This is a genomic window from Microbacterium sp. PF5, assembly GCF_004794315.1.
Taxonomy (GTDB): domain Bacteria; phylum Actinomycetota; class Actinomycetes; order Actinomycetales; family Microbacteriaceae; genus Microbacterium; species Microbacterium sufflavum.
In genome coordinates this window covers 18,800-40,435 of record NZ_SSDQ01000130.1, presented here as the reverse complement: position 1 = coordinate 40,435, position 21,636 = coordinate 18,800, and the positions used below count along the sequence as shown (strand labels likewise).

31 protein-coding genes are annotated in these 21,636 nt (G+C 67.9%); 22 read left to right on the top strand and 9 right to left on the bottom strand.

Features of this window, described 5'->3' with window-relative positions; all coding sequences use genetic code 11:
• The first annotated feature begins 16 nt into the window (after nt 1–16).
• Nucleotides 17–901, top strand: a complete 885-nt coding sequence (locus DW297_RS11720) for a formylglycine-generating enzyme family protein (RefSeq protein WP_205828285.1) — start codon at nt 17–19, stop codon at nt 899–901.
• A gap of 18 nt (nt 902–919) precedes the next feature.
• Here the strand turns inward: DW297_RS11720 and DW297_RS11715 are convergent, their stop codons facing one another.
• Nucleotides 920–1,852, bottom strand: a complete 933-nt coding sequence (locus DW297_RS11715) for an HAD family hydrolase (protein WP_136032560.1) — start codon at nt 1,850–1,852, stop codon at nt 920–922.
• Nucleotides 1,853–2,020: 168 nt separating this feature from the next.
• Here DW297_RS11715 and DW297_RS11710 point away from each other — a divergent pair, with 168 nt between their 5' ends.
• From DW297_RS11710 to DW297_RS11700, 3 genes are read left to right on the top strand one after another with little or no spacing between them, the layout of a single operon-like run.
• Entirely contained in the window at nt 2,021–2,230 is a 210-nt protein-coding gene (locus tag DW297_RS11710; protein ID WP_136032558.1) for a heavy-metal-associated domain-containing protein, read from the top strand.
• Nucleotides 2,227–4,494 (top strand): heavy metal translocating P-type ATPase, encoded by a 2,268-nt coding sequence (locus DW297_RS11705; RefSeq protein ID WP_136032557.1) that lies wholly within the window; start codon nt 2,227–2,229, stop codon nt 4,492–4,494. Before DW297_RS11710 ends, DW297_RS11705 begins: the two co-directional genes overlap by 4 nt.
• Before the next feature lie 23 nt (nt 4,495–4,517).
• Entirely contained in the window at nt 4,518–4,778 is a 261-nt protein-coding gene (locus tag DW297_RS11700; RefSeq protein WP_136032554.1) for a YHS domain-containing protein, read from the top strand.
• Here DW297_RS11700 and DW297_RS19265 read toward each other — a convergent pair.
• The gene (locus tag DW297_RS19265; RefSeq protein WP_240744600.1) at nt 4,709–5,107 is read right to left on the bottom strand and encodes a hypothetical protein; all 399 of its coding nucleotides are present in this window, start codon (nt 5,105–5,107) and stop codon (nt 4,709–4,711) included. The two genes, DW297_RS11700 and DW297_RS19265, sit on opposite strands and share 70 nt — an antisense overlap.
• Before the next feature lie 39 nt (nt 5,108–5,146).
• Between DW297_RS19265 and DW297_RS11695 the strand changes: the two genes are divergently transcribed.
• Entirely contained in the window at nt 5,147–7,087 is a 1,941-nt protein-coding gene (locus DW297_RS11695) for a heavy metal translocating P-type ATPase (protein ID WP_240744599.1), read from the top strand.
• A gap of 33 nt (nt 7,088–7,120) precedes the next feature.
• On the opposite strand, the gene DW297_RS11690 is transcribed toward DW297_RS11695, so the two are convergent.
• The gene (locus DW297_RS11690; protein WP_136032551.1) at nt 7,121–7,459 is read right to left on the bottom strand and encodes a nuclear transport factor 2 family protein; all 339 of its coding nucleotides are present in this window, start codon (nt 7,457–7,459) and stop codon (nt 7,121–7,123) included.
• 109 nt (nt 7,460–7,568) lie between these two features.
• Between DW297_RS11690 and DW297_RS11685 the strand changes: the two genes are divergently transcribed.
• Complete coding sequence (locus tag DW297_RS11685; protein WP_136032549.1) at nt 7,569–8,828, top strand: hypothetical protein; 1,260 nt, start codon at nt 7,569–7,571, stop codon at nt 8,826–8,828.
• A gap of 30 nt (nt 8,829–8,858) precedes the next feature.
• On the opposite strand, the gene nhaA is transcribed toward DW297_RS11685, so the two are convergent.
• The 3 genes from nhaA to DW297_RS11675 all read right to left on the bottom strand — a co-directional run bounded on the left by nhaA (nt 8,859) and on the right by DW297_RS11675 (nt 10,822).
• On the bottom strand, nt 8,859–10,142 hold the full coding sequence (gene nhaA, locus DW297_RS11680; protein ID WP_136032547.1) for a Na+/H+ antiporter NhaA: 1,284 nt from the start codon (nt 10,140–10,142) through the stop codon (nt 8,859–8,861).
• A 60-nt stretch (nt 10,143–10,202) separates the two neighbouring features.
• Nucleotides 10,203–10,376, bottom strand: a complete 174-nt coding sequence (locus DW297_RS18945) for a hypothetical protein (RefSeq protein ID WP_168387297.1) — start codon at nt 10,374–10,376, stop codon at nt 10,203–10,205.
• A 68-nt stretch (nt 10,377–10,444) separates the two neighbouring features.
• Entirely contained in the window at nt 10,445–10,822 is a 378-nt protein-coding gene (locus tag DW297_RS11675; RefSeq protein ID WP_240744598.1) for a VOC family protein, read from the bottom strand.
• Between the two features lie 554 nt (nt 10,823–11,376).
• On the opposite strand from DW297_RS11675, the gene DW297_RS11670 reads away from it, so the two are divergent.
• Nucleotides 11,377–12,525 carry a tyrosine-type recombinase/integrase gene (locus tag DW297_RS11670; RefSeq protein ID WP_168442846.1) on the top strand — a complete coding sequence of 383 codons (1,149 nt, stop codon included), beginning with the start codon at nt 11,377–11,379 and terminating at the stop codon, nt 12,523–12,525.
• On the opposite strand, the gene DW297_RS19485 is transcribed toward DW297_RS11670, so the two are convergent.
• Together DW297_RS19485 and DW297_RS11660 are read right to left on the bottom strand one after the other, a co-directional pair.
• Complete coding sequence (locus DW297_RS19485) at nt 12,482–12,919, bottom strand: ImmA/IrrE family metallo-endopeptidase (protein WP_136032541.1); 438 nt, start codon at nt 12,917–12,919, stop codon at nt 12,482–12,484. The genes DW297_RS11670 and DW297_RS19485 overlap by 44 nt on opposite strands.
• Nucleotides 12,846–13,283 carry a hypothetical protein gene (locus DW297_RS11660; RefSeq protein WP_136032539.1) on the bottom strand — a complete coding sequence of 146 codons (438 nt, stop codon included), beginning with the start codon at nt 13,281–13,283 and terminating at the stop codon, nt 12,846–12,848. The genes DW297_RS19485 and DW297_RS11660 overlap by 74 nt, the downstream gene beginning before the upstream one ends.
• Nucleotides 13,284–13,375: 92 nt before the next feature.
• Between DW297_RS11660 and DW297_RS18940 the strand changes: the two genes are divergently transcribed.
• The 3 genes from DW297_RS18940 to DW297_RS11650 are packed head-to-tail and all read left to right on the top strand — an operon-like array spanning nt 13,376 to nt 14,546.
• Nucleotides 13,376–13,534 (top strand): hypothetical protein, encoded by a 159-nt coding sequence (locus tag DW297_RS18940; protein ID WP_168442845.1) that lies wholly within the window; start codon nt 13,376–13,378, stop codon nt 13,532–13,534.
• Nucleotides 13,531–13,737, top strand: a complete 207-nt coding sequence (locus DW297_RS11655) for a helix-turn-helix domain-containing protein (RefSeq protein ID WP_136032537.1) — start codon at nt 13,531–13,533, stop codon at nt 13,735–13,737. Before DW297_RS18940 ends, DW297_RS11655 begins: the two co-directional genes overlap by 4 nt.
• Nucleotides 13,737–14,546: a phage antirepressor KilAC domain-containing protein gene (locus DW297_RS11650; RefSeq protein WP_136032535.1), complete on the top strand. Its 810-nt coding sequence runs from the start codon at nt 13,737–13,739 to the stop codon at nt 14,544–14,546. The genes DW297_RS11655 and DW297_RS11650 overlap by 1 nt, the downstream gene beginning before the upstream one ends.
• A 32-nt stretch (nt 14,547–14,578) precedes the next feature.
• On the opposite strand, the gene DW297_RS11645 is transcribed toward DW297_RS11650, so the two are convergent.
• Nucleotides 14,579–14,962, bottom strand: coding sequence for a hypothetical protein (locus tag DW297_RS11645; RefSeq protein WP_136032532.1), 384 nt, complete (start codon nt 14,960–14,962; stop codon nt 14,579–14,581).
• A gap of 1,175 nt (nt 14,963–16,137) precedes the next feature.
• Here DW297_RS11645 and DW297_RS11640 point away from each other — a divergent pair.
• From DW297_RS11640 to DW297_RS11590, 12 genes are all read left to right on the top strand, one after another.
• Nucleotides 16,138–16,566, top strand: coding sequence for an AAA family ATPase (locus DW297_RS11640; RefSeq protein ID WP_168442844.1), 429 nt, complete (start codon nt 16,138–16,140; stop codon nt 16,564–16,566).
• Between the two features lie 154 nt (nt 16,567–16,720).
• Entirely contained in the window at nt 16,721–17,083 is a 363-nt protein-coding gene (locus tag DW297_RS11635) for a hypothetical protein (protein ID WP_136032528.1), read from the top strand.
• Nucleotides 17,084–17,243: 160 nt separating this feature from the next.
• Complete coding sequence (locus DW297_RS11630) at nt 17,244–17,459, top strand: hypothetical protein (protein ID WP_136032525.1); 216 nt, start codon at nt 17,244–17,246, stop codon at nt 17,457–17,459.
• Nucleotides 17,459–17,695: a hypothetical protein gene (locus DW297_RS11625; protein ID WP_136032523.1), complete on the top strand. Its 237-nt coding sequence runs from the start codon at nt 17,459–17,461 to the stop codon at nt 17,693–17,695. Before DW297_RS11630 ends, DW297_RS11625 begins: the two co-directional genes overlap by 1 nt.
• Before the next feature lie 93 nt (nt 17,696–17,788).
• Entirely contained in the window at nt 17,789–18,679 is an 891-nt protein-coding gene (locus tag DW297_RS11620; protein WP_168442843.1) for a PD-(D/E)XK nuclease-like domain-containing protein, read from the top strand.
• Nucleotides 18,680–18,697: 18 nt separating this feature from the next.
• A complete protein-coding gene (locus DW297_RS11615) occupies nt 18,698–19,312 on the top strand; it encodes a helix-turn-helix domain-containing protein (RefSeq protein ID WP_136032519.1) in 615 nt (204 codons plus the stop codon).
• The gene (locus DW297_RS18935) at nt 19,309–19,470 is read left to right on the top strand and encodes a hypothetical protein (protein ID WP_168442842.1); all 162 of its coding nucleotides are present in this window, start codon (nt 19,309–19,311) and stop codon (nt 19,468–19,470) included. Before DW297_RS11615 ends, DW297_RS18935 begins: the two co-directional genes overlap by 4 nt.
• Nucleotides 19,467–19,763 (top strand): HNH endonuclease, encoded by a 297-nt coding sequence (locus DW297_RS11610; protein WP_136032518.1) that lies wholly within the window; start codon nt 19,467–19,469, stop codon nt 19,761–19,763. Before DW297_RS18935 ends, DW297_RS11610 begins: the two co-directional genes overlap by 4 nt.
• 167 nt (nt 19,764–19,930) lie before the next feature.
• On the top strand, nt 19,931–20,446 hold the full coding sequence (locus tag DW297_RS11605; RefSeq protein ID WP_136032515.1) for a hypothetical protein: 516 nt from the start codon (nt 19,931–19,933) through the stop codon (nt 20,444–20,446).
• Nucleotides 20,447–20,448: 2 nt separating this feature from the next.
• Nucleotides 20,449–20,697, top strand: a complete 249-nt coding sequence (locus DW297_RS11600) for a hypothetical protein (RefSeq protein WP_136032513.1) — start codon at nt 20,449–20,451, stop codon at nt 20,695–20,697.
• Nucleotides 20,694–20,897 (top strand): hypothetical protein, encoded by a 204-nt coding sequence (locus DW297_RS11595; RefSeq protein WP_136032511.1) that lies wholly within the window; start codon nt 20,694–20,696, stop codon nt 20,895–20,897. The genes DW297_RS11600 and DW297_RS11595 overlap by 4 nt, the downstream gene beginning before the upstream one ends.
• Nucleotides 20,898–20,942: 45 nt before the next feature.
• Complete coding sequence (locus tag DW297_RS11590) at nt 20,943–21,497, top strand: hypothetical protein (RefSeq protein WP_136032509.1); 555 nt, start codon at nt 20,943–20,945, stop codon at nt 21,495–21,497.
• Nucleotides 21,498–21,636: the final 139 nt, after the last annotated feature.

Sequence of the window (21,636 nt, the reverse complement as noted above, 5' to 3'; positions counted from 1 at the left end):
TGAAGGCATGGTGGCGATGATCGAGGTTCCCGGTGGCACGCTGCGCATGGGTTCCGACGAGTTCTACCCCGAGGAGGGCCCGGTTCACGAGCGCGAGGTGGCGTCGTTCCGTCTCGACGAGCACCCGGTGACCAACCGCGACTATGCGGTGTTCGTCGACGAGACCGGTTATGTGACGGTCGCCGAGCAGCCGATGGATCCGGCCGACTATCCCGGCGTGCACCCCGACGACCTCGTTCCCGGCGCCATGGTGTTCACACCGACGTCGGGCCCGGTCGACCTGCGCGACTGGCGGCAGTGGTGGCGGTGGGAGCCTGGTGCGTTCTGGCGGCGTCCGTTCGGGCCGGACTCGTCGATCGACGACCGTCTCGACCACCCGGTGGTGCACATCGCCTATCCGGATGCGGCCGCGTTCGCCGCGTGGGCGGGCAAGCGGCTGCCCACCGAGGCCGAGTGGGAGTGGGCGGCGCGCGGCGGACTGGTCGGCGCGCGCTTCGCCTGGGGCGACGAGACGAAGCCGGACGGCGTGCTGATGGCCGACACCTGGCAGGGTGCCTTCCCCTACCGCAACGACGGGGCGGACGGCTGGGTGGGCACGGCTCCCGTGCGCAGCTTCGCCGCCAACGGCTACGGCCTGTTCGACATGATCGGCAACGTGTGGGAGTGGACGGCGGACTACTGGACCCACCGGCACGTGCCGCCCGGCACGGTCGCGGTGGATCCCGGTCGCCGGGCGAGCCTGCTGTCGGCCGAGCCGGGTTCGCCCATCCCGCGGCGCGTGCTCAAGGGCGGCTCGCACCTGTGCGCCCCCGAGTACTGCCTGCGGTATCGCCCGGCCGCGCGGTCGGCACAGGCGGAGGACACCGCCATGACCCACATCGGCTTCCGCTGCGCCCTGTGAGTGCCGCGGGCTGAGCGGTCAGGAGGGCGCGGGGAACACGCTCGCCCAGTCGTCGCGCACGCTCACGACCGTGTACCCGCGCTCGCGTGCGGCGGCCAGGGCCTTGTCGGCGCCCGCGTCGTACGGGGCGTCGTCGCGGTCGTGGTCGTCGTGGTGGATCAGCAGCGCGAGACCCTGGCGGGGGCCGCGCCGTGCGTGGTCGAGCATCGGCATGTCCCCGTTGGAGTTGCCCGCGGCGAGGAGAGGGCGCCGGCCGATGCGGCTCCAGATGCGCACCGGCTTCTCGGGTCCGTCGTCGAAGAACGCGAGCGCGGGGGAGTAGCGCACCGATCCGGTCGCCTCGTCGTACGTGAGCCCCAGCGCCGAACCCACGACGCGTTCGGGCGGGATGCCGTAGATGGACTGCGTCAGGGGGCGCAGGAAGTCGCGCTCGCCGCCCGAGACGATGTAGCACGTGAAGCCGTGCCGTTCGAGGTAGCGCAGCAGCTCGACCATCGGCTGGTACACGAGCTCGGTGTAGGGGCGGTGGAGCACGGGGTGGCGCGCGGTGCGGAAGAACGCCGACACGGCGGCGGCGTACTGCTCGACGTCGAGTCCGTCGGTGAGGCCGACGAGGGCGGCGATGATGGTGCCGAGGTCGGAGTCGTCCCCGGCGTAGTGCTTCTCGACGGCCGCGCCGAGCCACGCCAGGTCGCCCGTGACGGCCGCGCGGTAGGGCTGCGTGTCGGCCAGGGAGGGATCCGCCAGGGCCACCTCCCGCCAACGCTCCACCACGTAGTGGAGCTGCGTGGGCATCGGCTTCTCGGTCCACAGCGTTCCGTCGTTGTCGAACACGGCGACGCGCTCCTCCGCGGGCACCGCATCCGGTCCGGTCGCCACGCCCGTCACGAACGCCTCGATGGCGCGTCGGGTGGGGGTGTCCCTCCAGGAGGGGAGCGTCGCGTCGTCCATCTGTTCAGGGTGCCAGGCGGGCCGGGCGCCGGGGGCGGACGCTCACCCCGCCGGGGCGAGCGTGGTCCGAGCGGGGCGTTCGGCGGTGTCGGGAATACCCGTGATGGGTATAGGGTTGTCGCCAGGGAGTACCCCAGGGGGGTATCCTGAGAGCGGAGAGGAACGACGATGAACACGAGCGAGTACCAGGTGACCGGGATGACGTGCGGGCACTGCGAGATGGCCGTCCGCGGCGAGGTCTCCCGCATCCCCGGGGTCGACGGCGTCGACGTCAGCGCGCAGACCGGACGCCTGGTGGTCCACAGCTCCGCCCCGGTCGATGACGCCGCGGTGCTGGCCGCCGTCGACGAGGCGGGCTACGAGGCGGTGCGGTCATGACCGATACGCGATCCGTGCCCGACGAGACCAGCGTCGAGCTGGAGATCGGGGGCATGACCTGCGCGTCGTGCGCGATGCGGATCGAGAAGAAGCTCAACCGCATCGACGGCGTGACCGCGAGCGTCAACTACGCGACCGAGAAGGCCACGGTCATCGCGCCGGCCGGCCTCGACACGGCGGTGCTCATCGCCGAGGTCGAGAAGACGGGCTACACCGCCGCCTTCCCCGCGCCTCCGGCCCCGACCGCCGAGGACGCGACGCCGGAACAGGCGGACGACGGGCTGGCCGCACTGCGCCAGCGGCTGATCGTGTCGATCGTGCTCACCGTCCCGGTGATCGCGATGGCGATGATCCCGGCGCTCCAGTTCACGTACTGGCAGTGGCTGTCGCTCGCGCTCGCCGGACCGGTGATCGTGTGGGCGGCGTGGCCGTTCCACCGCGCCGCGTGGACCAACCTGCGCCACGGGGCGGCGACCATGGACACGCTCATCTCGATGGGCACGCTCGCTGCGCTGCTCTGGTCGCTCTACGCCCTCTTCTTCGGCACGGCCGGGATGCCGGGCATGACGCACCCGTTCGAGCTGACCGTGGCACCGAGCGACGGGGCGGGCAACATCTACCTGGAGGTGGGCGCCGGGGTGACGACGTTCATCCTCGCCGGACGCTACTTCGAGAAGCGCTCCAAGCGGCAGGCGGGGGCGGCGCTGCGGGCGCTGCTCGAGCTCGGCGCAAAGGAGGTCGCGGTGCTGCGCGGCGGCGTGGAGACCCGGATCCCCACGGCCGAGCTGGCGGTGGGCGACGAGTTCGTCGTCCGTCCCGGGGAGAAGATCGCCACGGACGGCGTCGTCGTCTCGGGCACCTCCGCCGTCGACGCCTCCCTGCTCACGGGCGAGTCCGTCCCGGTGGAGGTGCGCGAGGGCGACGCCGTGACCGGCGCGACCGTGAACGCGGGCGGGCGTCTCCTGGTGCGCGCGACCCGCGTCGGCTCCGACACGCAGCTGGCGCAGATGGCCCGGCTCGTGGAGCAGGCGCAGACGGGGAAGGCCGAGGTACAGCGCCTCGCCGACCGGGTGTCCGGCATCTTCGTGCCGATCGTGATCGTGGTGGCTCTCGGCACGCTGGGCGTGTGGCTCGGCCTGGGGTTCCCGGCCGCCGCGGCCTTCACCGCCGCCGTCGCCGTGCTCATCATCGCCTGCCCGTGCGCGCTCGGACTCGCCACGCCCACCGCGCTGCTCGTCGGCACGGGTCGCGGCGCTCAGCTCGGCATCCTCATCAAGGGGCCCGAGATCCTGGAGTCCACGCGCCGGGTCGACACGGTCGTGCTCGACAAGACCGGCACCGTCACCACGGGGCGCATGACTCTCACGGCCGTGCACACGGCGGACGGCGTGGAGCGCGCCGACCTGCTGCGCCTCGCGGGAGCGCTGGAGGACGCCTCGGAGCACCCGATCGCCCAGGCCGTCGCCACCGCGGCGACGAGGGAGCTGGGCGCGCTGCCCGCGCCGGAGGACTTCACGAACATCGAGGGCCGTGGCGTGCAGGGCGTGGTCGACGGTCACGCCGTGATCGTGGGTCGTGCGTCCCTGCTGGCGGACTGGTCGCAGCATCTGCCGTCCGCGCTCGCCGAGGCGAAGGCGGAGGCGGAGCGCCAGGGCAAGACCGCGATCGCTGTCGGCTGGGACGGCGCGGCGCGTGGCGTGCTCGTGGTGGCCGATACGGTCAAGGCGACGAGCGCACAGGCCGTGGCCCAGCTCGTCGGGCTCGGGCTCACCCCCGTCCTGCTCACGGGCGACAACCGCGCGGTCGCGGAGCAGATCGCCGCGGAGGTCGGCATCGACGAGGTGATCGCCGAGGTGCTTCCGGCCGACAAGGTCGCGGTGGTGCGCCGGCTGCAAAACGAGGGCCGGGTGGTCGCGATGGTGGGCGACGGCGTGAACGACGCCGCGGCCCTCGCGCAGGCCGACCTGGGGCTCGCGATGGGAACAGGGACCGATGCGGCGATCGAGGCGAGCGACATCACCCTCGTGCGCGGCGACCTGCGCAGCGCGGCCGACGCGATCCGTCTCTCCCGACGCACGCTCGGCACCATCAAGGGCAACCTGTTCTGGGCGTTCGCGTACAACGTCGCGGCCATCCCGCTCGCGGCGCTCGGCCTGCTCAACCCCATGCTCGCCGGCGCGGCGATGGCGTTCTCCAGCGTCTTCGTGGTCGGCAACAGCCTCCGCCTGCGGTCGTTCCGCAGCACGGCGGTGGACGCCCAGTGACCCCGAGAAAGAGGAGTACCGACATGTCCGATTCCCCCGCAGGATCCTGCTGCAGCGTCCCGGCCGCCGGCGGTGTCGCCGCCGAGGGGCGCCCCGACCTGCTGGCGTCGAACGCCGAGGGCATGACCACGTGCCCGGTGATGGCCGGCAGTCCCGTGGTCATCGCGCAGGCCGAGGCCGCCGGGCTGTTCCGCGACTACGAGGGCACCCGCTATCACTTCTGCTGCGCGGGCTGCGGTCCGGCGTTCGACGCCGACCCCGCGAAGTACATCGCGGCCGCCTGAGCGGCCGCACCGTGCGGGGCTGCCCGACGGCGGCCCCGCACGGCATCATCGACGTTGGAGGGAACACCATGAGCACCCCGCACCACGACCCCGCCCCCGCGGACGCCCGTCACGACGCGCACGATGAGCACGCACGTCACGACGCGCACGCGGCTCACGAGGCCAATACCGGTCACGACGCCCACGGCGGTCAGGATGCGCACGCGGGTCACGACGCGCACGAGGCCCATGCGGGTCACGAGGCCCACGGCGGTCAGGATGCGCACGCGGGTCACGAGGCCCACGCCGGTCACGACGCGCACGCGGGTCACGGCGGTCACGGCGGCCACGGGGACCACGTCGGGCAGTTCCGGCGGCTGTTCTGGATCATGCTCGTGCTGGCGGTGCCGACGGTTGCGCTGTCCGGCATGTTCGCGATGATCCTCGGCTACTCGCTGCCGGAGGTCCCGGGTCTGGCGTGGGTGTCTCCCGTGCTCGGCACCGTCATGTACGTGTGGGGCGGGCGGCCGTTCCTGGTGGGCGCCGTCAGCGAGCTGCGGGCGCGCAAGCCCGGGATGATGCTGCTGATCGCGCTCGCGATCACGGTGGCCTTCGTGGCGTCGTGGGGTGCGAGCCTGGGACTGCTGCACCACGAGCTCGACTTCTGGTGGGAGCTCGCGCTGCTGATCGTGATCATGCTGCTCGGGCACTGGATCGAGATGCGGTCGCTCGCGCAGACGACGTCCGCGCTCGACTCGCTGGCGGCCCTGCTGCCGGACGAGGCCGAGCGCGTGGAGGGCGACCAGGTGGTGCGGGTGTCGCCGGCCGACCTGCGGGTGGGCGACGTGGTGGTGGTGCGGCCGGGCGGCAGCATCCCCGCCGATGGCCGCATCGTCGACGGTCGTGCCTCGATGGACGAGTCGATGGTGACGGGGGAGTCGCGGACGGTGTCGCGCGGTGCGGGCGACCCGGTCACGGCGGGCACCGTGGCGACCGACTCGGGGCTGCGCGTCGAGATCACCGCGACCGGAGACGACACGACCCTCGCGGGGATCCAGCGGCTCGTGACGGAAGCGCAGAACTCGTCCTCGCGGGCGCAGCGCCTCGCCGACACGGCCGCGGGCTGGCTGTTCTGGTTCGCGCTCGGAGCGGCGGCGATCACCGCGGTCGTGTGGACGCTGGTCGGTCTGCCCGACGACGCGGTCGTCCGCACCATCACGGTGCTCGTGATCGCCTGCCCGCACGCGCTGGGGCTCGCGATCCCGCTGGTGGTGTCGATCGCCACCGAGCGCGCGGCCCGCGGCGGCGTGCTGGTGAAGGACCGCCTGGCCCTGGAGAGCATGCGCACGGTCGACACGGTCCTTTTCGACAAGACGGGCACGCTCACGAAGGGCGAGCCGGTGGTGTCGGAGGTGTCGACGGTCGGCGGGGACGACGCCGATGCGGTGCTCGCCCTGGCTGCTGCGGCCGAGGCGGACAGCGAGCACCCGCTGGCGAAGGCGATCGTGCGGGCCGCGCGCGACCGTGGGCTGACGGTGCCGGCGAGCCGCGACTTCTCGTCGTCGCCCGCGGTGGGCGTCACAGCGACGGTCGACGGTGCCACGGTGCGCGTCGGCGGCCCGCACCTGCTGACCGAGGAAGGCGCGGAGGAGCTGCCGGCGGCCGAGGGGTGGCGCGCGCACGGCGCGATCATCCTGCACGTGCTGCGCGACGGCCGTGTGATCGGTGCGCTGGCGCTCGCCGACGAGGTGCGGCCGGAGTCGCGGGAGGCGGTCGACGCGCTGCACGCCCGCGGGGTGCAGGTCGTGATGATCACGGGCGACGCGGAGGCGGTGGCGCAGACCGTCGCGTCCGACCTCGGCATCGACCGGGTGTTCGCCGGGGTGCGACCCGAGGACAAGGCCGCGAAGGTGCAGGAGTTGCAGCGCGAGGGTCGCCGGGTGGCGATGGTGGGCGACGGCGTGAACGATGCCCCCGCCCTGGCGCAGGCCGACGTGGGGCTCGCGATCGGCGCGGGCACCGACGTCGCGATCGCATCGGCCGGGGTGATCCTGGCGGGCGACGATCCGCGGTCGGTGCTGTCGGTGATCGAGCTGTCGCGGGCGTCGTATCGCAAGATGAAGCAGAACCTGTGGTGGGCCGCCGGCTACAACCTGCTGTCGGTGCCGCTGGCCGCCGGGGTGCTCGCCCCGATCGGCTTCGTGCTGCCGATGTCGGTCGGCGCGGTGCTCATGTCGCTGTCGACGATCGTGGTCGCCCTCAACGCGCAGCTGCTGCGCCGACTCGACCTGCGCCCCGAGGTCACGACCCGCGAGATCCTCGACCGCTGACCGCCCGCAGACCCCGGCCCGACGCCCGTGCGCTCAGGCCGGGGTCTGCTGGTGCACGGCGAGCAGCCACCGTCCGCCCTCGCGCACGTACGTCGACACCATGTCCGCCGTGTAGGTCTGTGCGCCGCGGCGTCCCTCGAAGCGATACGCGATGGCGGCGGCGTCGGTGCCGAGCTCGCGCACCTGCACCGCGCTCAGGTCGAACGAGTCCCACGGGTCGGCGTGCTCGAGTCCGGCGATCGCCTCCTCCCGTGTCGCGACCATGCCCGGCATCACGAACAGGGCGTCGTCGCGGCAGATGTCCCGGTAGTACGCGAGGTCGCCCCGGGAGAGTCGTTCCTCGCTCGTGCGCAGGTCCTCGATCAGCGTCATGCCCCGCACCCTACTCCGGCGTCGCTTCCCGCGGAATGCCCTGGCTCACGGCTCGGATGGCGAGCCCGTCGCCCTCTCGGACGTTCCGCAACCCCGTATGGTTGCCCTTGTGCCTCTGCAGCCCCCCACGCTGAAGCCCATCGTCGGCGACCCGAGCCGTATGCGGGTCGAGCGCTTCCCCGTCACGATCCTGCTGGGTATCCAGCTGGCGGCGATGGTGGTCATTCCCGCTGCCCTGAAGGGGACACAGCCGTTCGGGCTGATCCTCGCGATCTGTGCCGTCACGATCGCCGTCGCCCTGTTCATCGAGCTGATGGTGCAACCGCTGAAGATGCCGGAAGCCACCGCGAAGCCGATCACCGCTCGCGCGGCGTTCACCGTATTCGCCGTGGGCGTGGCCGCCACCGTGATCTCCACGCTCGGGGGGCGCGGCTCGTATGCGGTGCAGATCGGTGTCGCCTCCGAATCGCCGATCGTCTCGATCGCAGCGCCCTTCACGCTCTGGGTGCTGTTCGGAGTGTCTCTCGTCCTCTGGCTCTTCCGGCAGGGGCAGGTGACGCGCGCGACCGCGCTCTGGGTGTGTGCGATCGCCGCGGTGGTGTTCCTGTGGGAGGGGCTCATGCGGGCCATCCTCGGGCAGTCCGCAGCGCTGATCCTCACGGTGGTGATCCTGGCCCTGTTCGCCAAGCTGATCCGCCTGCGGACGCTCGTGATCGTGCTCGCAGCCATCCCGATCCTCTGGCCGCCGATCTACGACTTCCGTGACTCCCTGCGTCGAGCATCCGTCTCGGGCCCGGGCGCGGTGAGTGCGGATGCGCCTCTGGAGCGCCTTCAACTGGACACGCAGATGGCTCTCATCGCCCGATTCGTCCCCAGGCCGGCAGGTCTTGAGGTCCTCGACATCCCGACGCTGTTCCGCATTGGTCTGATTCCTGGGTTCCTCGACCCGGATCGCCCACCACTGGACACGGGCTCGCAGATGAGCATCGCGCTCGGCGGTGCGCCGACCAGCTCGCAGTCGGCCACCATGCTCGGCAACGTCTACATCTTCGAGGGCTGGATAGGGATCGTCGTGTTCGCCGTGGTGCTGACGCTCGTCATGGGCTTCCTCACCCGCCGGGACAACCCGTGGGCGCTCGCGGGAATCGGCCTCGTGTACTCCTACGGCATCTCGTTCAACGCGTCGTATCCGGACGTGATCCCGCGCATGCTGCAAGCGCTGATCTCGCTCGCCGTCGCCTACGTCCTGGTGCGGATCCTGTCGGGCCCGAAGGCCCGCGCCGCGTCCGAGGCGCGGGTGCTTCGGCGCGCGGAGGAGCGTCAGCGGAAGCAGCCGAAACGCCCCGGACGCGCCTCCGCCCGCCGCTAGGCCGTCATACCTCCGCTCGCCGCGAGGCCGTCATGCCTCCGCCCGGTCCCGCGCAGCGCTCCGGGCTCGCCGACCGCGCAGCGCCAGGACCACACCGCCGAGCACCGCCGCGACGAGGGACCCGACCAGCACCCCGATCTTCACGTGATCGTCGGCGACGCTGCTGCTGCCGTAAGCCAGCTCGCCGACCAGGAGAGACACGGTGAAGCCGATCCCGGCGAGCAGCGACATGCCGGCCAGGTCGGGCCAGCGCAGCGTCTCGTCGAGACGCAGCGCCCGAACGCGGCTGAGGAGGAAGGTCGTCAGCAGGATGCCCACCGGCTTGCCGACGACGAGTCCCACGACGATGCCGACCGTGATCGGGTCGGTCAGCGCGGAGACGAGGCCGTCGATTCCACCGATGTCGACTCCCGCGGCGAAGAACGCGAACACGGGCACGGCGAACAGCGTGGCCACGACACCCCAGCGGTCGGCGAAGTGCGCCGCCAGCCCGTCGTACACCGGGGCGCCGTCCGCATCGGTACCGGTCTGCACGCGCGTGCGTGCGGTGGCTCGCACGGGCACGAGGAACCCGAGCAGCACACCGGCGACCGTGGCGTGCACCCCCGACGCGTGCACGCACACCCACACGGCCACCGCGAGGGGGAGCAGCAGCCACCAGGAGCGCACGCCGTTCTGCACCGCGAGCGCGAACCCGGCGAGCGGCAGCAGCGCGAGGATGAGCCACGGCGCCTGGATCGTCTCGGTGTAGAACGTCGCGATGATCGTGATGGCGATGAGGTCGTCGATGATGGCGAGGGTCAGCAGGAACACGCGCAGCGCCGGAGGGAGGAACCGGCCGACGACGGCGAGCACGGCCACCGCGAACGCGATGTCGGTCGCGGTGGGGATCGCCCAGCCGCGCAGCACCTCGGGGCCGGCCGCGGCGTTGACCGCGAGGAACAGCAGCGCGGGCACGACCACCCCGCCGACGGCCGCCGCGATGGGCAGCGCGGCGCGGCGCGGGTCACGGAGTCGCCCGGCGACGAACTCCTCCTTGAGCTCCAGCCCGACGACGAAGAAGAACACGGCGAGCAGCCCGTCGGCGGCCCACGCGCCGACGCTCAGCTCCAGGTGGAGCTCGGGGATGCCGAAGCGCACGTCGCGCACGGCCTCGTACCAGGGCGCGGCGGGGGAGTTGGCGAGGATCAGGGCCGCGACGGTCGCCGCGAGCAGCAGCGCACCACCGAGCACCTCGCTGCGGGCGGTGGAGCGGATACCGCGCCACAGCTCATGCGGCGCGAGACGGAAACGGGCAGGGGACGACGAAGACACAGGGGTACCTCACGGGAGAGATGGGCGGTCGATGCGAACAGGCCGCGCCATCCGGCGCGGCTAGCCGCGTGGCGGCGGGCAGCCCGCGATCTCACCGTGCGAGAGGGTGCCCCACACGCTCGTCCACCCGTTCGTCCCCGGGTGCAGCACGACGCGCATCCACTCCGTCATCGGCGTCGCCGACGACAGGCGCTGCGGGGCGCGCGTCGAACCGGCGGAGACGAGGGAGGGCACCCGTCCAGGCTACCGTCTGTCATCCGTGCTGCCCCGAGACGTCTCGCCTGAGGTGTCGCCGGAAGGCCTCAGCTGTCGGATTCGATGGCGAGCGTGTTCCCGTCCGGGTCCTCGACCCAGGCGATCCGCCCACCGCCCGCCCGAGGGCCGATGCCGGCCGCGTTCTGGCCGAAACCGTCGTAGCGGACGAACTCGGCTCCCGCAGCCGTCAGCTCCGCCACGACCGCATCGAGGTCGTCGACGTACCACGTGGCGACTGTCGAGCGCGTCGAGCCCGCGGTCGGCGTCTCGAACACGTTGAGCATGGTCCCGTCGCCGCAGGCGTAGAACCGAGCGCCCTCCGCGATGCCGGCGCTCGGTCCGCTCCGCTCGGCGGCGAGGCCCAGCACCCCTTCATAGAAGGCGGCCGCTCGTCCGATATCGGTGACGCCGATGGAAGCCCTCACCGGGTAGTCCGCTAATCCCATGTCAGACATCGTGCTCTCGAACCGCCGGCACGGCAATCGCCGACGTCCGCGCGACGCAGGCCGGCGAGCTCTCGCCGACCAACGACGAAGGCCGCTCCGAAGAGCGGCCTTCTGCTGATGTGCCCCCGACAGGAGTCGAACCTGCGACCTACGGTACCGGAAACCGGTGCTTGAGCACTTCTGACTTGCGCGTTTCCAAATATGGCCATTAGACTACCCAATGTAGCCAACAGAGCCAACGAGAACCATTGACGTTGGCTACACGAATGGCTACACCAACCTTGGCCGGAAGGAGCAGTGATGATCCGCTCGCGGAACATCCGTAGAAGACAAACGCATGTAGGACTGATCAATCAGCAGATGTGGTCGGCTCACGGGAGAAGAGGGACTAGATGGGCGCTCGAAAGAAGAGCAGGGGGCGGCAAGGCGACGGGGCGATCTACAAGGAAGCACGTACCGGTCTTTGGGCGGTCGCTATCGAGCTTCCACCTGTTCGATGGAAAGACACAGGTGAGCCGTTTCGAAACCGGAAGGTGCAGCGCTTCGAGACGCGCTCCGCGGCCAATGCCGCCCTCCGCGACCTCCGTCAACAGAAGCATCACCTAGGCGGGGTTCCAACGGCATCGCCCACAGTGAGGGAGTGGTTCGACAAGTGGATGAGGATCGCGATCGTCCCGAGGAAGCGGCCTCGCACTGCGGACACCTACCGAACGTACATCGAGCAGTACATCGTTCCAGCGCTCGGCCCGACCACGCGCATCGCGCGGCTTGACCCTGACCGAATTCGGCGCATCGAGACGTACGTGCGAGGTAAGGGGCTCTCGGCCACGACGTCGAGGAACGCGTTTCACTACGCGTCATCCGCGCTCGAGTTCGCGGTCCGGGAAGGCGTACTGCTGATCAATCCGGCGAGTCGTGTCGAACCGCCCCTCGCCGGAGTGCCAGACCTCGACGTGTTCACACTGGATGACGCGGTCCTGCTCTTGCGGCACCTCATGAACCATCCAGACAGGGCGCTCTGGCTGACCTACCTGCTCACCGCGGCCCGCCGAGGAGAGATCGCAGGCCTGGAAATTGACCGCGTCGGCGAGGTCCTCGACCTGTCCTGGCAGATTCAGCGCCTTGCCTACTCGCATGGCTGCACGAAGCCATGCGGATTTGCGCGCGCGGGGAACTGCCCGTTCCGCAAGTTGCAGATGCCCAACAACTATGAGGCAAGGCAGATCTCGGGTGGGCTGCACATGACCCGCCCGAAATCGAAGGCGGGGTGGCGCGTGATCCCACTGGTAGAACCCCTTCGAACGGTACTGCTTGAGCACATGGATTCGATGGAGCCGAACGAGTGGGGGCTGCTGTTCGCCGGCCGGCATGGCCGTTACGGCTACGCGACTCCGCCCGACCCAGACCGTATCTCTGTCGAATGGCCCAAGTTGCGCGATGAGGTCTTCGGTGCCGGGCGGCGCGTGCGCTTGCACGACGTTCGACACTCGACAGTCGATCTCCTGTACCTGGCAGGAGTGTCTGAGGATCTCATCCAAGAGATCGTCGGCCACTCAACGCGCTCGATGACTCGCGCCTACAAGTCCCGTTCGGACGCGGTGCGCCTTCAAGATGCGATGCACAAGCTGTCGGGGATCCTCACGCAACCGGCGCCAGGACGAAAGCTCGAAATAGACGGGTAGTCACCCCAAGCTCATGAACGATCTTCTGTTCGTCAGGGCACCACTTGTACAGGTCGGCCAGTTCCTCCGGATCAATGAGATTCCGGGCCGCAAACTGGTCGGCCTGCTTTTCGTGCTTCGGGCGATCGTCGGGATGCATGAGGGCGCCATGCCCGATCTCATGAGCGAGAACCAGACGCTGTTGTCCCACCCGGAGCTTGTCGCTGATGAGGATCTGACCGTACTCCGGGAACCATCGACCGTTTGCGGTCCGAAGACGTCGAACGATGACCTCGATTCCGAGCAACTCTGCGTGCTCCCAGGGGTCATATGACCGCCCTCTAGGTGTGGTCAGGTTCGTCCTCGAGGTGCTCAGGGTCGGTACTCGCTGCACTGCGCTCCGCCTCCAACTCATCGTCGGTCATCTCTGCCGGCGTCTTCTTTTTCCGCTGAGCGTCGAGACTAGCGGGCGGCTCGGACACCAGTTCGATGCGCTCTTGCGCGATCAGTTTCCGAAGGCCGTCTTCCTTCGAGCCTCCTCCGAAGTTGCGGAGAGCCTGGTCGATGATCTCTTCTGGGGTGCTGTTGATCGCAGGAGCGATGACCTGCAGCTCCTTGACTGTGAATCCGTGCGATCCGGAAACTCGCCGGTGAACGGTCTGCATTGACCAGTCAAGGAGGCTCGCGAGGAACGGGCGGCCGCCGTGGGAACGGGCGAGACCACCGACCACGCTGCCAACGTGCTCGTCGAACGTCTGGGGCTTCTTAACTGGAGGCATGAATCCATCCTAGAGGCGTGATTTCTCATAGTTGGCAAAATCATTGTCACATTGGCTTGCATTAACCAAATATGAGTACTACCGTCTCATACATGACAAACAGAAGACTCGCCGCGCAGGCGGTGAACGTATCGAAGGCCATCAGTCTCACGCATCAGCAGGCGCAGGACATCTTCAACAGCGAGGATGTCCCGCTCCGGCTGCACGTGGCGGTTGGTGGCCTTCTTGCGCTCCAGGAGGTGCCCAATTGAAGGCGATTCTGAAAGTCGAGCGGCTTGCCTACACGGTGCCGCAGCTCGCTGCAGCCATCGGTGTTTCTGACCAGCAGATCTACAACCACATCAAGCGCGGCCACCTGACTCCGAAGTACTCAGGCACCAAGGCGATCATCCCCGTGTCTGAAGCAACGCGGTTCATTAACGAACTGCCAGAGGAAGACATGGGGGCGCTCTGATGGCGACCATCAACCTGAGCGCACAGCTCGACGACCTCAAGATCATCACCCTCACCGATGGTGAGATGTGGTCCGCTCGTGACCTCATGCCTTTCGCCGGCTACGAGCGTTGGGAGAACTGGTCGAAGGCGATCAACCGGGCGATCTCCTCCGTCGACGCATCTGGCCTGCACGCCGCGGATCATTTTCGTGGGGTCACGAAGATGATCGCAACAGGGAAGGGCGCACGCCGCGAGATCGAAGACCTGCAGCTGACCCGGTACGCCTGCTACATCCTGTTCCAGAACGCGGATGGGTCGAAGCCTGAGATCGCGGCCTTGCAGCAGTACTTCGCGGTGCAGACTCGCAAGCAGGAGGTGTCGGCGCCGATCTCGGATGACGAGATCGTTGCGCGTGCCCTGCAGATCACGTCGAACCGGGTGAAGGAACTCGAGGCGAAGGTCGCGGAGGACGCTCCGAAGGTCGAGTACGTGGAGCAGTTCGTCGACCGCGACGACGTGGCCACGTTCCGGTCCGCGGCGTCCGAGCTCGGCGTGAAGGAGTCCGAGCTGCGGGATCGTCTCATCGCGGCTGGCTGGGTGTACCGGCACAAGATCGGTCGCCGCTGGTCGGAGTCCCAGAACCGAATGGTCGACGAGGTCGAGTATCGGGCCGCCGCTGCTCACGGCGAGAAGTTCGCACTCCGGCCACAGCACAACGCCCCACGCCACCACAACGGCCAGGTGCGACAGACCCTCTACATCCGCCAGCCCGCGCTCCCCGCAATCCGCAGGTTCCTAGCGCGACACCTCGAGGCGGTGGCGTCGTGAGCGTCGAAGAGATTGTCGGCTTGGCGATCGTGTCAGTCAGCACCGTGTTGGCGCTCGTCGGAGGCGTGGTCGTAAATCGCGAACCCAATGTTCGCCAGGGTCAAGGCGAGGGCGCTGGTGTTGGCGGCGATGGGGATGGAAGCCCCCAGCGAGTCGTCGAGGGTGACGTCGTACATCACGAACAGACAGTCAGCGAAGACGACGGCGAGGACGAAGCACAGCAGGAAGATCCTGACCTTGGCGTACTTGCCCACGGCGGCGCGACGTCGGGTAGGGACACGGTGGTACTCCCCGTTCTCGTCTCGAATGGTGCGCATTGCGAGCTGTCCGCGGTATGCCGGCGCGAATGCGGTAGCGAGCAGGAGGACGGCGAGGACCTGGGCCATGATGCCCGCCACATCCGGAGTGAAGGTCATGACCCGATCGTAGGGGGTGCCTGATGGACACCATGCCGATCTGGTTCGCGGTCCCGGCAACCATAGCCGCGATCTTCGGCTACCTGGTTTTGGAGTTTCGTGCGTCGGCCCGGTATTGGGCTGAGCGTGAAGCACAGGACCCGGTTGTGGTGACTGGTTCTAGTCGTCGTGACAACCGCCCGTACTCATGCAAGAGCGCTGGAGGTGTGCGATGAACCTCGCTGAATGCCCGTGTGGCCTCGTCTTCGTCGATCGAAACGGGTCGCGTTGGTGCCGACACTGTGACGAGGTGTGCTCGATCAAGCCGGGGCGCTGCCCATACTGCCGCGAGCTCAACAAGGTGAAGGGCTGAGTGACGTCGTGACTCAGTTCGCTTCGACCCGGTGCCCGCAGACGAACCCCACGAACGTCACTTTGGTGGCTCTGTCCGGCTGATCCCCGCCACAGGATCCGGCTCTACTCCCGTCGCTGGGGGTAGCGCTACTCGGCGTACCCGGAAACGGGGAGCGCTTGCACCATCACAATTCCACACGAGAGACACGCTGATATGTCTTCCCGACGTCACGGCCCGGTAGATCCCGGCACCGAACGTCAGCAACCCATGAACCCCACAGGGGACTACCTACGGGGAAGACAAGCACGCACGCTACGGGGCCATCGGGTAGGTGGAGATGCCGGGGTGCAGGAACGAGCGAGTGGACCCCCATCGTGTGGGGTCGAAGGGAAAGACGCACCCAAGGGTGCGCGAACAGTTTGGTTCGAGAGCTACGGGGAACACGCTTCGTCATGCCCGCGAGGGATGGCGTGTTCGCTACACGACCGTGAGCTGCGTAGACGCGCAGCGACGACCGGTTAGGAACGGCTCGAACCCGCGCGACGCAGCAGACACCGGGGGAGCGAGTCCCCGGCGCGCCCAAGGGGATCGGTTCTGAGTCTGTAGGCGGTTTGGAGTACCGCCGTGACTCCCGAGAGACCCCCAGGGGCTGGTGCATCACACGCCAGCCCCTCTTCTCTTCCCGCACTGGGGTGCGGGGATGCAGCGACGCATGGGGATGCGGTCGCTCACGGCATCTGGGGTGCCAGCGGTTCTGGGGAACCGCGTACGGGAGGAAGCAGGCCCGGACGAGTGGGAATCGTCCGGGCCTCTCTTGCGACATCAAGCGAAGGAGCTGGCAATGGTCGAAGCGATTCTGACTCGGGGCATCCCCGGTTCGGGGAAGAGCACATGGGCGCGGTCATGGGTGGCTGAGCGTCCCGACGAGCGCGGGAGGGTGAACCGGGACGACATCCGAATGGCGGTCTTCGGTCGGCCACATGGAGTCGATGAGCGTGTGGTGACGCGAGTGCAGAACGCAACCATTCGCGCGCTGATCGAAGCAGGCAAGGACATCGTCGTAGACAACACCAACCTCAACCCGGTCTACAACGAGAAGCTGATCAACTTCGTGCGGTCGCTCGGTGCGAACGTCAGGATCAGGGACTTCGAGGTCGATGTCGACGAAGCGATCCGACGCGATTCGGAGCGGCCGAATCCTGTCGGCGCGGGCGTCATCCGCGGTTTCCACCGCACCTACCTTTCTCCGGCGGTGCGCAGTGGGATCTGAGTACTTCAAGCACGCGGCAAAGCGTCTCGACCGAGAGTTCCGCGCCATGGGCGCCGTGCGAGTACAGCGCACGTCAGCGACCGTAGCGTACCAGTTCCCTGATGGGGCTCGGCGCGAGGTGCCGACGAATATCACCGCGGGTAAGGCGAGGCTCATGCTTCAGTCGATGCAGGACCGGTACGGCGCCGCGAGCATCGACCCGCTCGGATACACCGAACGGCGGCCGGGAGCGCCGGTCATCGATCTCGAGCGGCTGTCCACTTCAGAGCACGCGAGAGAGCGCTTCGACCTGATGAGACGTCAGGCGGGCCTCACCTTCCAGGAGGTGCTCATCGCTCTCCGCGCACCGGCACGAGTGCTGTGGGCGACAAACCACGCCGCCTGGCTGTACGTGGGTGACCGCATCGCGGTGTCGGCGGTGACTGACAGCACCGGACACGTGTGCATCCGCACCGTCCTCTGGACGTCGCAGGAGCTCTGGGATCAGAACCCGCGACCCGAGAAAGTCCGCGCATGAGCCGCCGACCCAACCCAGATATCCACGACTACTGCCGTCCCTGCTTCGGGTGGGGAGCCACAACGGTCAAGGGCAGTGACTACGAAGACGAGATCGAGTGCGTCGATTGCGCCGGCACAGGCCGCCGCTCGCACGTGAACGAGAAGCTGCGGAGGCATCCATGAACAGCATGTGGTCCAGGTGGGCGAGGAGGAGACGAATCGCCGGCCTGACATTCCTCGCGGGAGCAGCGATCGCTATCGCGCTGGCCGTTCTCGCATTCACCATCGAACTCGCGCCCGTCAGCGGCGCCCTGGCTGCGTTCGCTGCGGCGCTGATCGTTCACGCAGGATTCGAGTTCATCGATGCTGCGAAGTACGAACGGCTGGCCCGCTGATGCTGAAAGACATCCAGTGGAGCGACCTGACTCGACTGCAGCATCAAGCGGTGTTCGATGCGCTCGCCCAAGTACACGACGAGGTCGTGTCCCGCGTCGACGTCGAGAACGGGACGCACAACGCGACGTTGCTCACCCTCGCCGTCGACCTCAACGCAGCCATGCGCGCGGGGGACGACGACCTCGTGCGACGCGAACACGCAGCGATGAGCGGTGATCCCCGTGCCCACCAGTAACTGCGCCCTCTGCCACAACGTCGGGCACGTCGTTATCAGCCACCACCCAACGGTGTGGATGACCTGCCCCCACATCATCTGGAAGGAGTCATCGTGACCGACTACGACGGCTTGGTCTACGGGCTCGAAGAGACGATCTACCACCGCCTGCCCGGGCTCAGCTCGACCGGGGCGAAGAAGATCCTCAAGTCTCCCGCCCACTACAAGCACTACGCGTCCCAGCCGGAGGAACCGAAGGCCGAGTTCGACCTCGGGTCCGCCGTCCACTCCAAGGTCCTCGGCGTCGGCGCACAGATCGCCGTCTACCCAGACGGCAACGGGCCCGAACTGTTCGAGTTCGAGGGCAAGGAGCTCGACAACGTCCTGGCATCGAACGGTGCGATCAGCACAAAAGCAGCGAAGGCCTTCGAGGCCGACGCGCGAGATCACGGACTGATCCCCGTAAAGAGGGCCACTGCTCGAGTGGTGAACATCATGGTCGAATCGGTCCTCGCGAACGACACCGCCCGTGCCCTATTCGAGCGCGGGAAGCCGGAGGTGTCGATGTTCGCCACCGACCCCGATACAGGCGTGCGGATGCGCGGCCGGCTCGACTCCGAGGGCCCCGAGCTTGGAGACCTCAAGACGATGTCGGGCGAAGCGTCCGAGAGTGGCTTCGCGAAGCAGGTGTTCAACCTCGGATACGAGGTTCAGTACGGCTGGTACGACCACCTCTACGAACTCATCACCGGCGAGCGGAAGCCGTGGCTGTTCGTCGTCGTGGAAGCCAACGCGCCCTACCTCACGAACGTTCACGTCCTCAGCGAGGACGCCAGACGTATCGGAATCGAGAAGGCGAAGGCGGCGCGCGAGAGGTACGCCGAGTGCGTGCAGTCGGGCGTCTGGCCCGGCTACCACAACCGCAACGGCGGCCCCATCGGGATCATCGACGTCCCGATGTACGCGATCTACGACTTCCAAGACAACTACGACACCACCGCGTGATGGTCAGAAAGAACGGACATGAGCATCATCGAGCTCCCCGAAGACAACCGCAGATCCAAGCTGCAGCGCACACCCAAGCCCGAGACGTTCGAGGACGTCGCAACGGCGATGGAACGGGTCGAAGCGTTCTGGGCGAAGTACCCGGAGGGCAGCATCCTTCCCGAGGTTGAGAGTCGTGTCATCGACGACGGACAGAGCCTCCCATTCCAGGTCTTCACTGTCCGCGCGTACGTGCGGAAGAACAGCGCGTCGGAACGCCCCGACGCCGTCGCGCACGCCACGCGAGGGGAGAACGACGAAGACGAACTGGTCCGACTTCGCCCACAGGAATCAGCCGAGACGGCCGCGATCTCCCGCGCCATCCGCAACCTCGGCATCCTCGTCGCCCCGACCAAGACGGTAACGCCGGCAACGATCAGCGCACCCCAGTCCGACTCGGAAATCGGCGCCGACGTGACAGCCGCCCGCGAACGTTCCGAGAAGTCACAACGGGACCTCGCCGCCGCGATGACTCGACGCGGGTTCAAGTGGTCGCAGGCCACCGTCTCGCAGATCGAGAAGGGCACACGGCCGCTGCGGCTCAGCGAAGCCCAACACCTCGCCGAGCTCCTCGGGTTCGGGGGCGTGCGATGAAGCCCCACGTCTGGCGGGGCAAGTCCACGGGGCGTTGGTGGGTGGACACCTGCCGCGACTCCGGTGAGGCATACCCGGGCACCCTCAACCAGGGGTATGAGACCTGGCGTGAAGCGTACGACGCGACCTGCCTCGCGATCGCGGCTGATCCGGCGTGAGCGCGATCCCCGCGAAGGTGCGCGCCGCCGTGCGCGAGCGCGCGGCCGGCCGGTGCGAGGGGTGCGGCAAGGTCGCACCCCTCGAGCTGCATCACCGGAAGTACCGATCCCGTGGCGGGAAGCACACGGCGGCGAACATCGTCGCGCTGTGCGGGTGGGGCAACCACACCGGATGCCACGGCCTCGCACACGGACCCAACCCGCCGCAGGGATGGTCGCTCCCGTCAGGGCAGAGCGACCCCACCAAGGAGATGTTCCTCCACCACTGGGGGCTCATCTACCTCGAAGACTGACCCGGGGGTGCCCGGAGAAGGGCATCCCCATGGTCGACATCAAGCGCATGATTCAGGCGTAGGAGCGGCGCGCGGAGGTCTTCGCGGACACGGATCTCCCGGAGCACTTGAAGCTGTTCGTCCTCGCCGGTCTGCACATCTGGGAGACCGCACCGGACGCGGTGAAGGTGAAGACCTTCACGCGCGAGCACTGGGCGTACCGGGCGCTCCGGATGATGGGGTATTCCGGCACGGCCGAAGAGCTCTCGCCGACGCTGCGCTACACGATTCTGAGCAAGGACGTCCCGAAATACCGGATGTCGGAAGATCGCAGCGCGTGCATCGGCACGATGCTTCGCCCCTCGGGCGGGCCGTGCAAGCAGAAGCCGACGATCACCACCACCATCCCGAATCCCCTCACGGGCGAACGGGAGTGGTTCGCGTCGTGTTCACGCCCCATCCACCGCGCCGACTTCGACGCGCAACGAGCCGCCGCGTGGCAGGCGTGGCGCGACAACGGCGAGCCCAAGCCCAAGCCGAACAGCGGCGGCCTGCTGCTGCGCTACTTCGGTCCCCGGATCGAAGCGCTCTACGCGTGGGCCGACGACGACTACCAGCGCGGCGACAAGGTGCCCGAGCCTCCTGCACAGAACCTCGCGATCGTGACCAGCCTGGCCGATCGCCGACCCCGAAAGGACACGTGACTATGGACGTCGACAGAGAGATCGCTGCCGCCAACCGGCGCGTTCAGCGTCAGATCGACGCGTCGGCCCGAGAGGCGCTCATCCGGCTCGGGTTCGACCCCGACAAGGAAGCCCTCGCCGCACAGGCCGAAGCCTGGTCCGCCGCCGTCGCCGGGTTCGTCCAGCTCATGTTCCACCTCGGAGAAGCCGCGGCCGCCATCCTGACGGCGTTCGCCGAAGCGGCGCACGCGCTGGGGGAGGGCGAGTCGTGAGCTTCCGTGCGCAGTACAACGGCACGTGTGCCGCGAACTGCGGCTTCCGCATCCACGAGGGCGACGAGATCGAGCGGGATGACGACGGACGGTTCCGCCACGTCGACTGCGTTCCGAAGCCCGACCCGACCACCCTCGGACCGAAAGAGGTCGTCTGCGGCATCTGCTGGCTGGTGAAGCCATGCCGATGCGACGAGTGAACCCGGCGACCGCCGCCTACCGTGAAAGGAGATCGGTGATGCGACATGGCACGTGACAGAGCGAACATCAGCATCGACATCTGGTCTGATGCTGATTTCCGAGACCTGACGCCCCAAGCGCAGGCGCTGTACTTCAAGCTCGTGTCTCACCCCAAGCTGGATTACTGCGGCTGCGTCGAGTTCCACCCTGGGCGTCTCGCTGCGATGTCTCGAGAGATGACATCCGGTGATGTGATGGTCGCCGCGCAGGAGCTCGCCGACAAGTGGTTCTGCGTCTTTGATCAAACCACCGACGAGGTGTTGGTCCGCTCATGGGTCAGACACGACGGACTGATGAAACAGCCCCGCCTCGCCGTGTCGATGGCGAAGGCATACGGGGCGATCGCGTCGAACAAGATACGGGCCGTCGTGGTGCATGAACTGCAGCGCTACAAAAAGGAGAACAAGGAGCTCCCCGCGTGGGAGAAACCTCAGGTGATGACGGTCCTCAAGCAACCGGCCGTCGCTGTTCGCGAGACGAAGACGGAACTCACGTGGGACTTCCCGGGGTTTCTGCCGTTCACCGACATGGCTACGACCAACGCTACGGGCAACGTTTGACCCAAAGCGCGGTCGAGCCTACGACCGGCGCTACTACATCTACAGCTACATCTACACCTACAGCTACATCTTCTATCGAAGATGCGCTCCCAGGAGCGATGAGTTATCCACAGGCCACTACCTCACAGCAACACGGGTA

Coding starts and splice junctions, on each gene's coding strand:
- DW297_RS11690 (WP_136032551.1), bottom strand. CDS start 7,459: ATGACGCTGATCGAGGACCTGCGCACGAGCGAGGAACGACTCTCCCGG.
- DW297_RS11635 (WP_136032528.1), top strand. CDS start 16,721: ATGCTTCAGTCGATGCAGGACCGGTACGGCGCCGCGAGCATCGACCCG.
- DW297_RS19485 (WP_136032541.1), bottom strand. CDS start 12,919: ATGAGTTGGAGGCGGAGCGCAGTGCAGCGAGTACCGACCCTGAGCACC.
- DW297_RS11600 (WP_136032513.1), top strand. CDS start 20,449: ATGGACGTCGACAGAGAGATCGCTGCCGCCAACCGGCGCGTTCAGCGT.
- DW297_RS11710 (WP_136032558.1), top strand. CDS start 2,021: ATGAACACGAGCGAGTACCAGGTGACCGGGATGACGTGCGGGCACTGC.
- DW297_RS11700 (WP_136032554.1), top strand. CDS start 4,518: ATGTCCGATTCCCCCGCAGGATCCTGCTGCAGCGTCCCGGCCGCCGGC.
- DW297_RS11645 (WP_136032532.1), bottom strand. CDS start 14,962: ATGACCTTCACTCCGGATGTGGCGGGCATCATGGCCCAGGTCCTCGCC.
- DW297_RS11590 (WP_136032509.1), top strand. CDS start 20,943: ATGGCACGTGACAGAGCGAACATCAGCATCGACATCTGGTCTGATGCT.
- DW297_RS11695 (WP_240744599.1), top strand. CDS start 5,147: ATGCTCGTGCTGGCGGTGCCGACGGTTGCGCTGTCCGGCATGTTCGCG.
- DW297_RS11720 (WP_205828285.1), top strand. CDS start 17: ATGATCGAGGTTCCCGGTGGCACGCTGCGCATGGGTTCCGACGAGTTC.
- DW297_RS11640 (WP_168442844.1), top strand. CDS start 16,138: ATGGTCGAAGCGATTCTGACTCGGGGCATCCCCGGTTCGGGGAAGAGC.
- DW297_RS11625 (WP_136032523.1), top strand. CDS start 17,459: ATGCTGAAAGACATCCAGTGGAGCGACCTGACTCGACTGCAGCATCAA.
- DW297_RS11630 (WP_136032525.1), top strand. CDS start 17,244: ATGAACAGCATGTGGTCCAGGTGGGCGAGGAGGAGACGAATCGCCGGC.
- DW297_RS11650 (WP_136032535.1), top strand. CDS start 13,737: ATGGCGACCATCAACCTGAGCGCACAGCTCGACGACCTCAAGATCATC.
- DW297_RS11705 (WP_136032557.1), top strand. CDS start 2,227: ATGACCGATACGCGATCCGTGCCCGACGAGACCAGCGTCGAGCTGGAG.
- DW297_RS11660 (WP_136032539.1), bottom strand. CDS start 13,283: ATGCCTCCAGTTAAGAAGCCCCAGACGTTCGACGAGCACGTTGGCAGC.
- DW297_RS11615 (WP_136032519.1), top strand. CDS start 18,698: ATGAGCATCATCGAGCTCCCCGAAGACAACCGCAGATCCAAGCTGCAG.
- DW297_RS18940 (WP_168442845.1), top strand. CDS start 13,376: ATGACAAACAGAAGACTCGCCGCGCAGGCGGTGAACGTATCGAAGGCC.
- DW297_RS11715 (WP_136032560.1), bottom strand. CDS start 1,852: ATGGACGACGCGACGCTCCCCTCCTGGAGGGACACCCCCACCCGACGC.
- DW297_RS18935 (WP_168442842.1), top strand. CDS start 19,309: ATGAAGCCCCACGTCTGGCGGGGCAAGTCCACGGGGCGTTGGTGGGTG.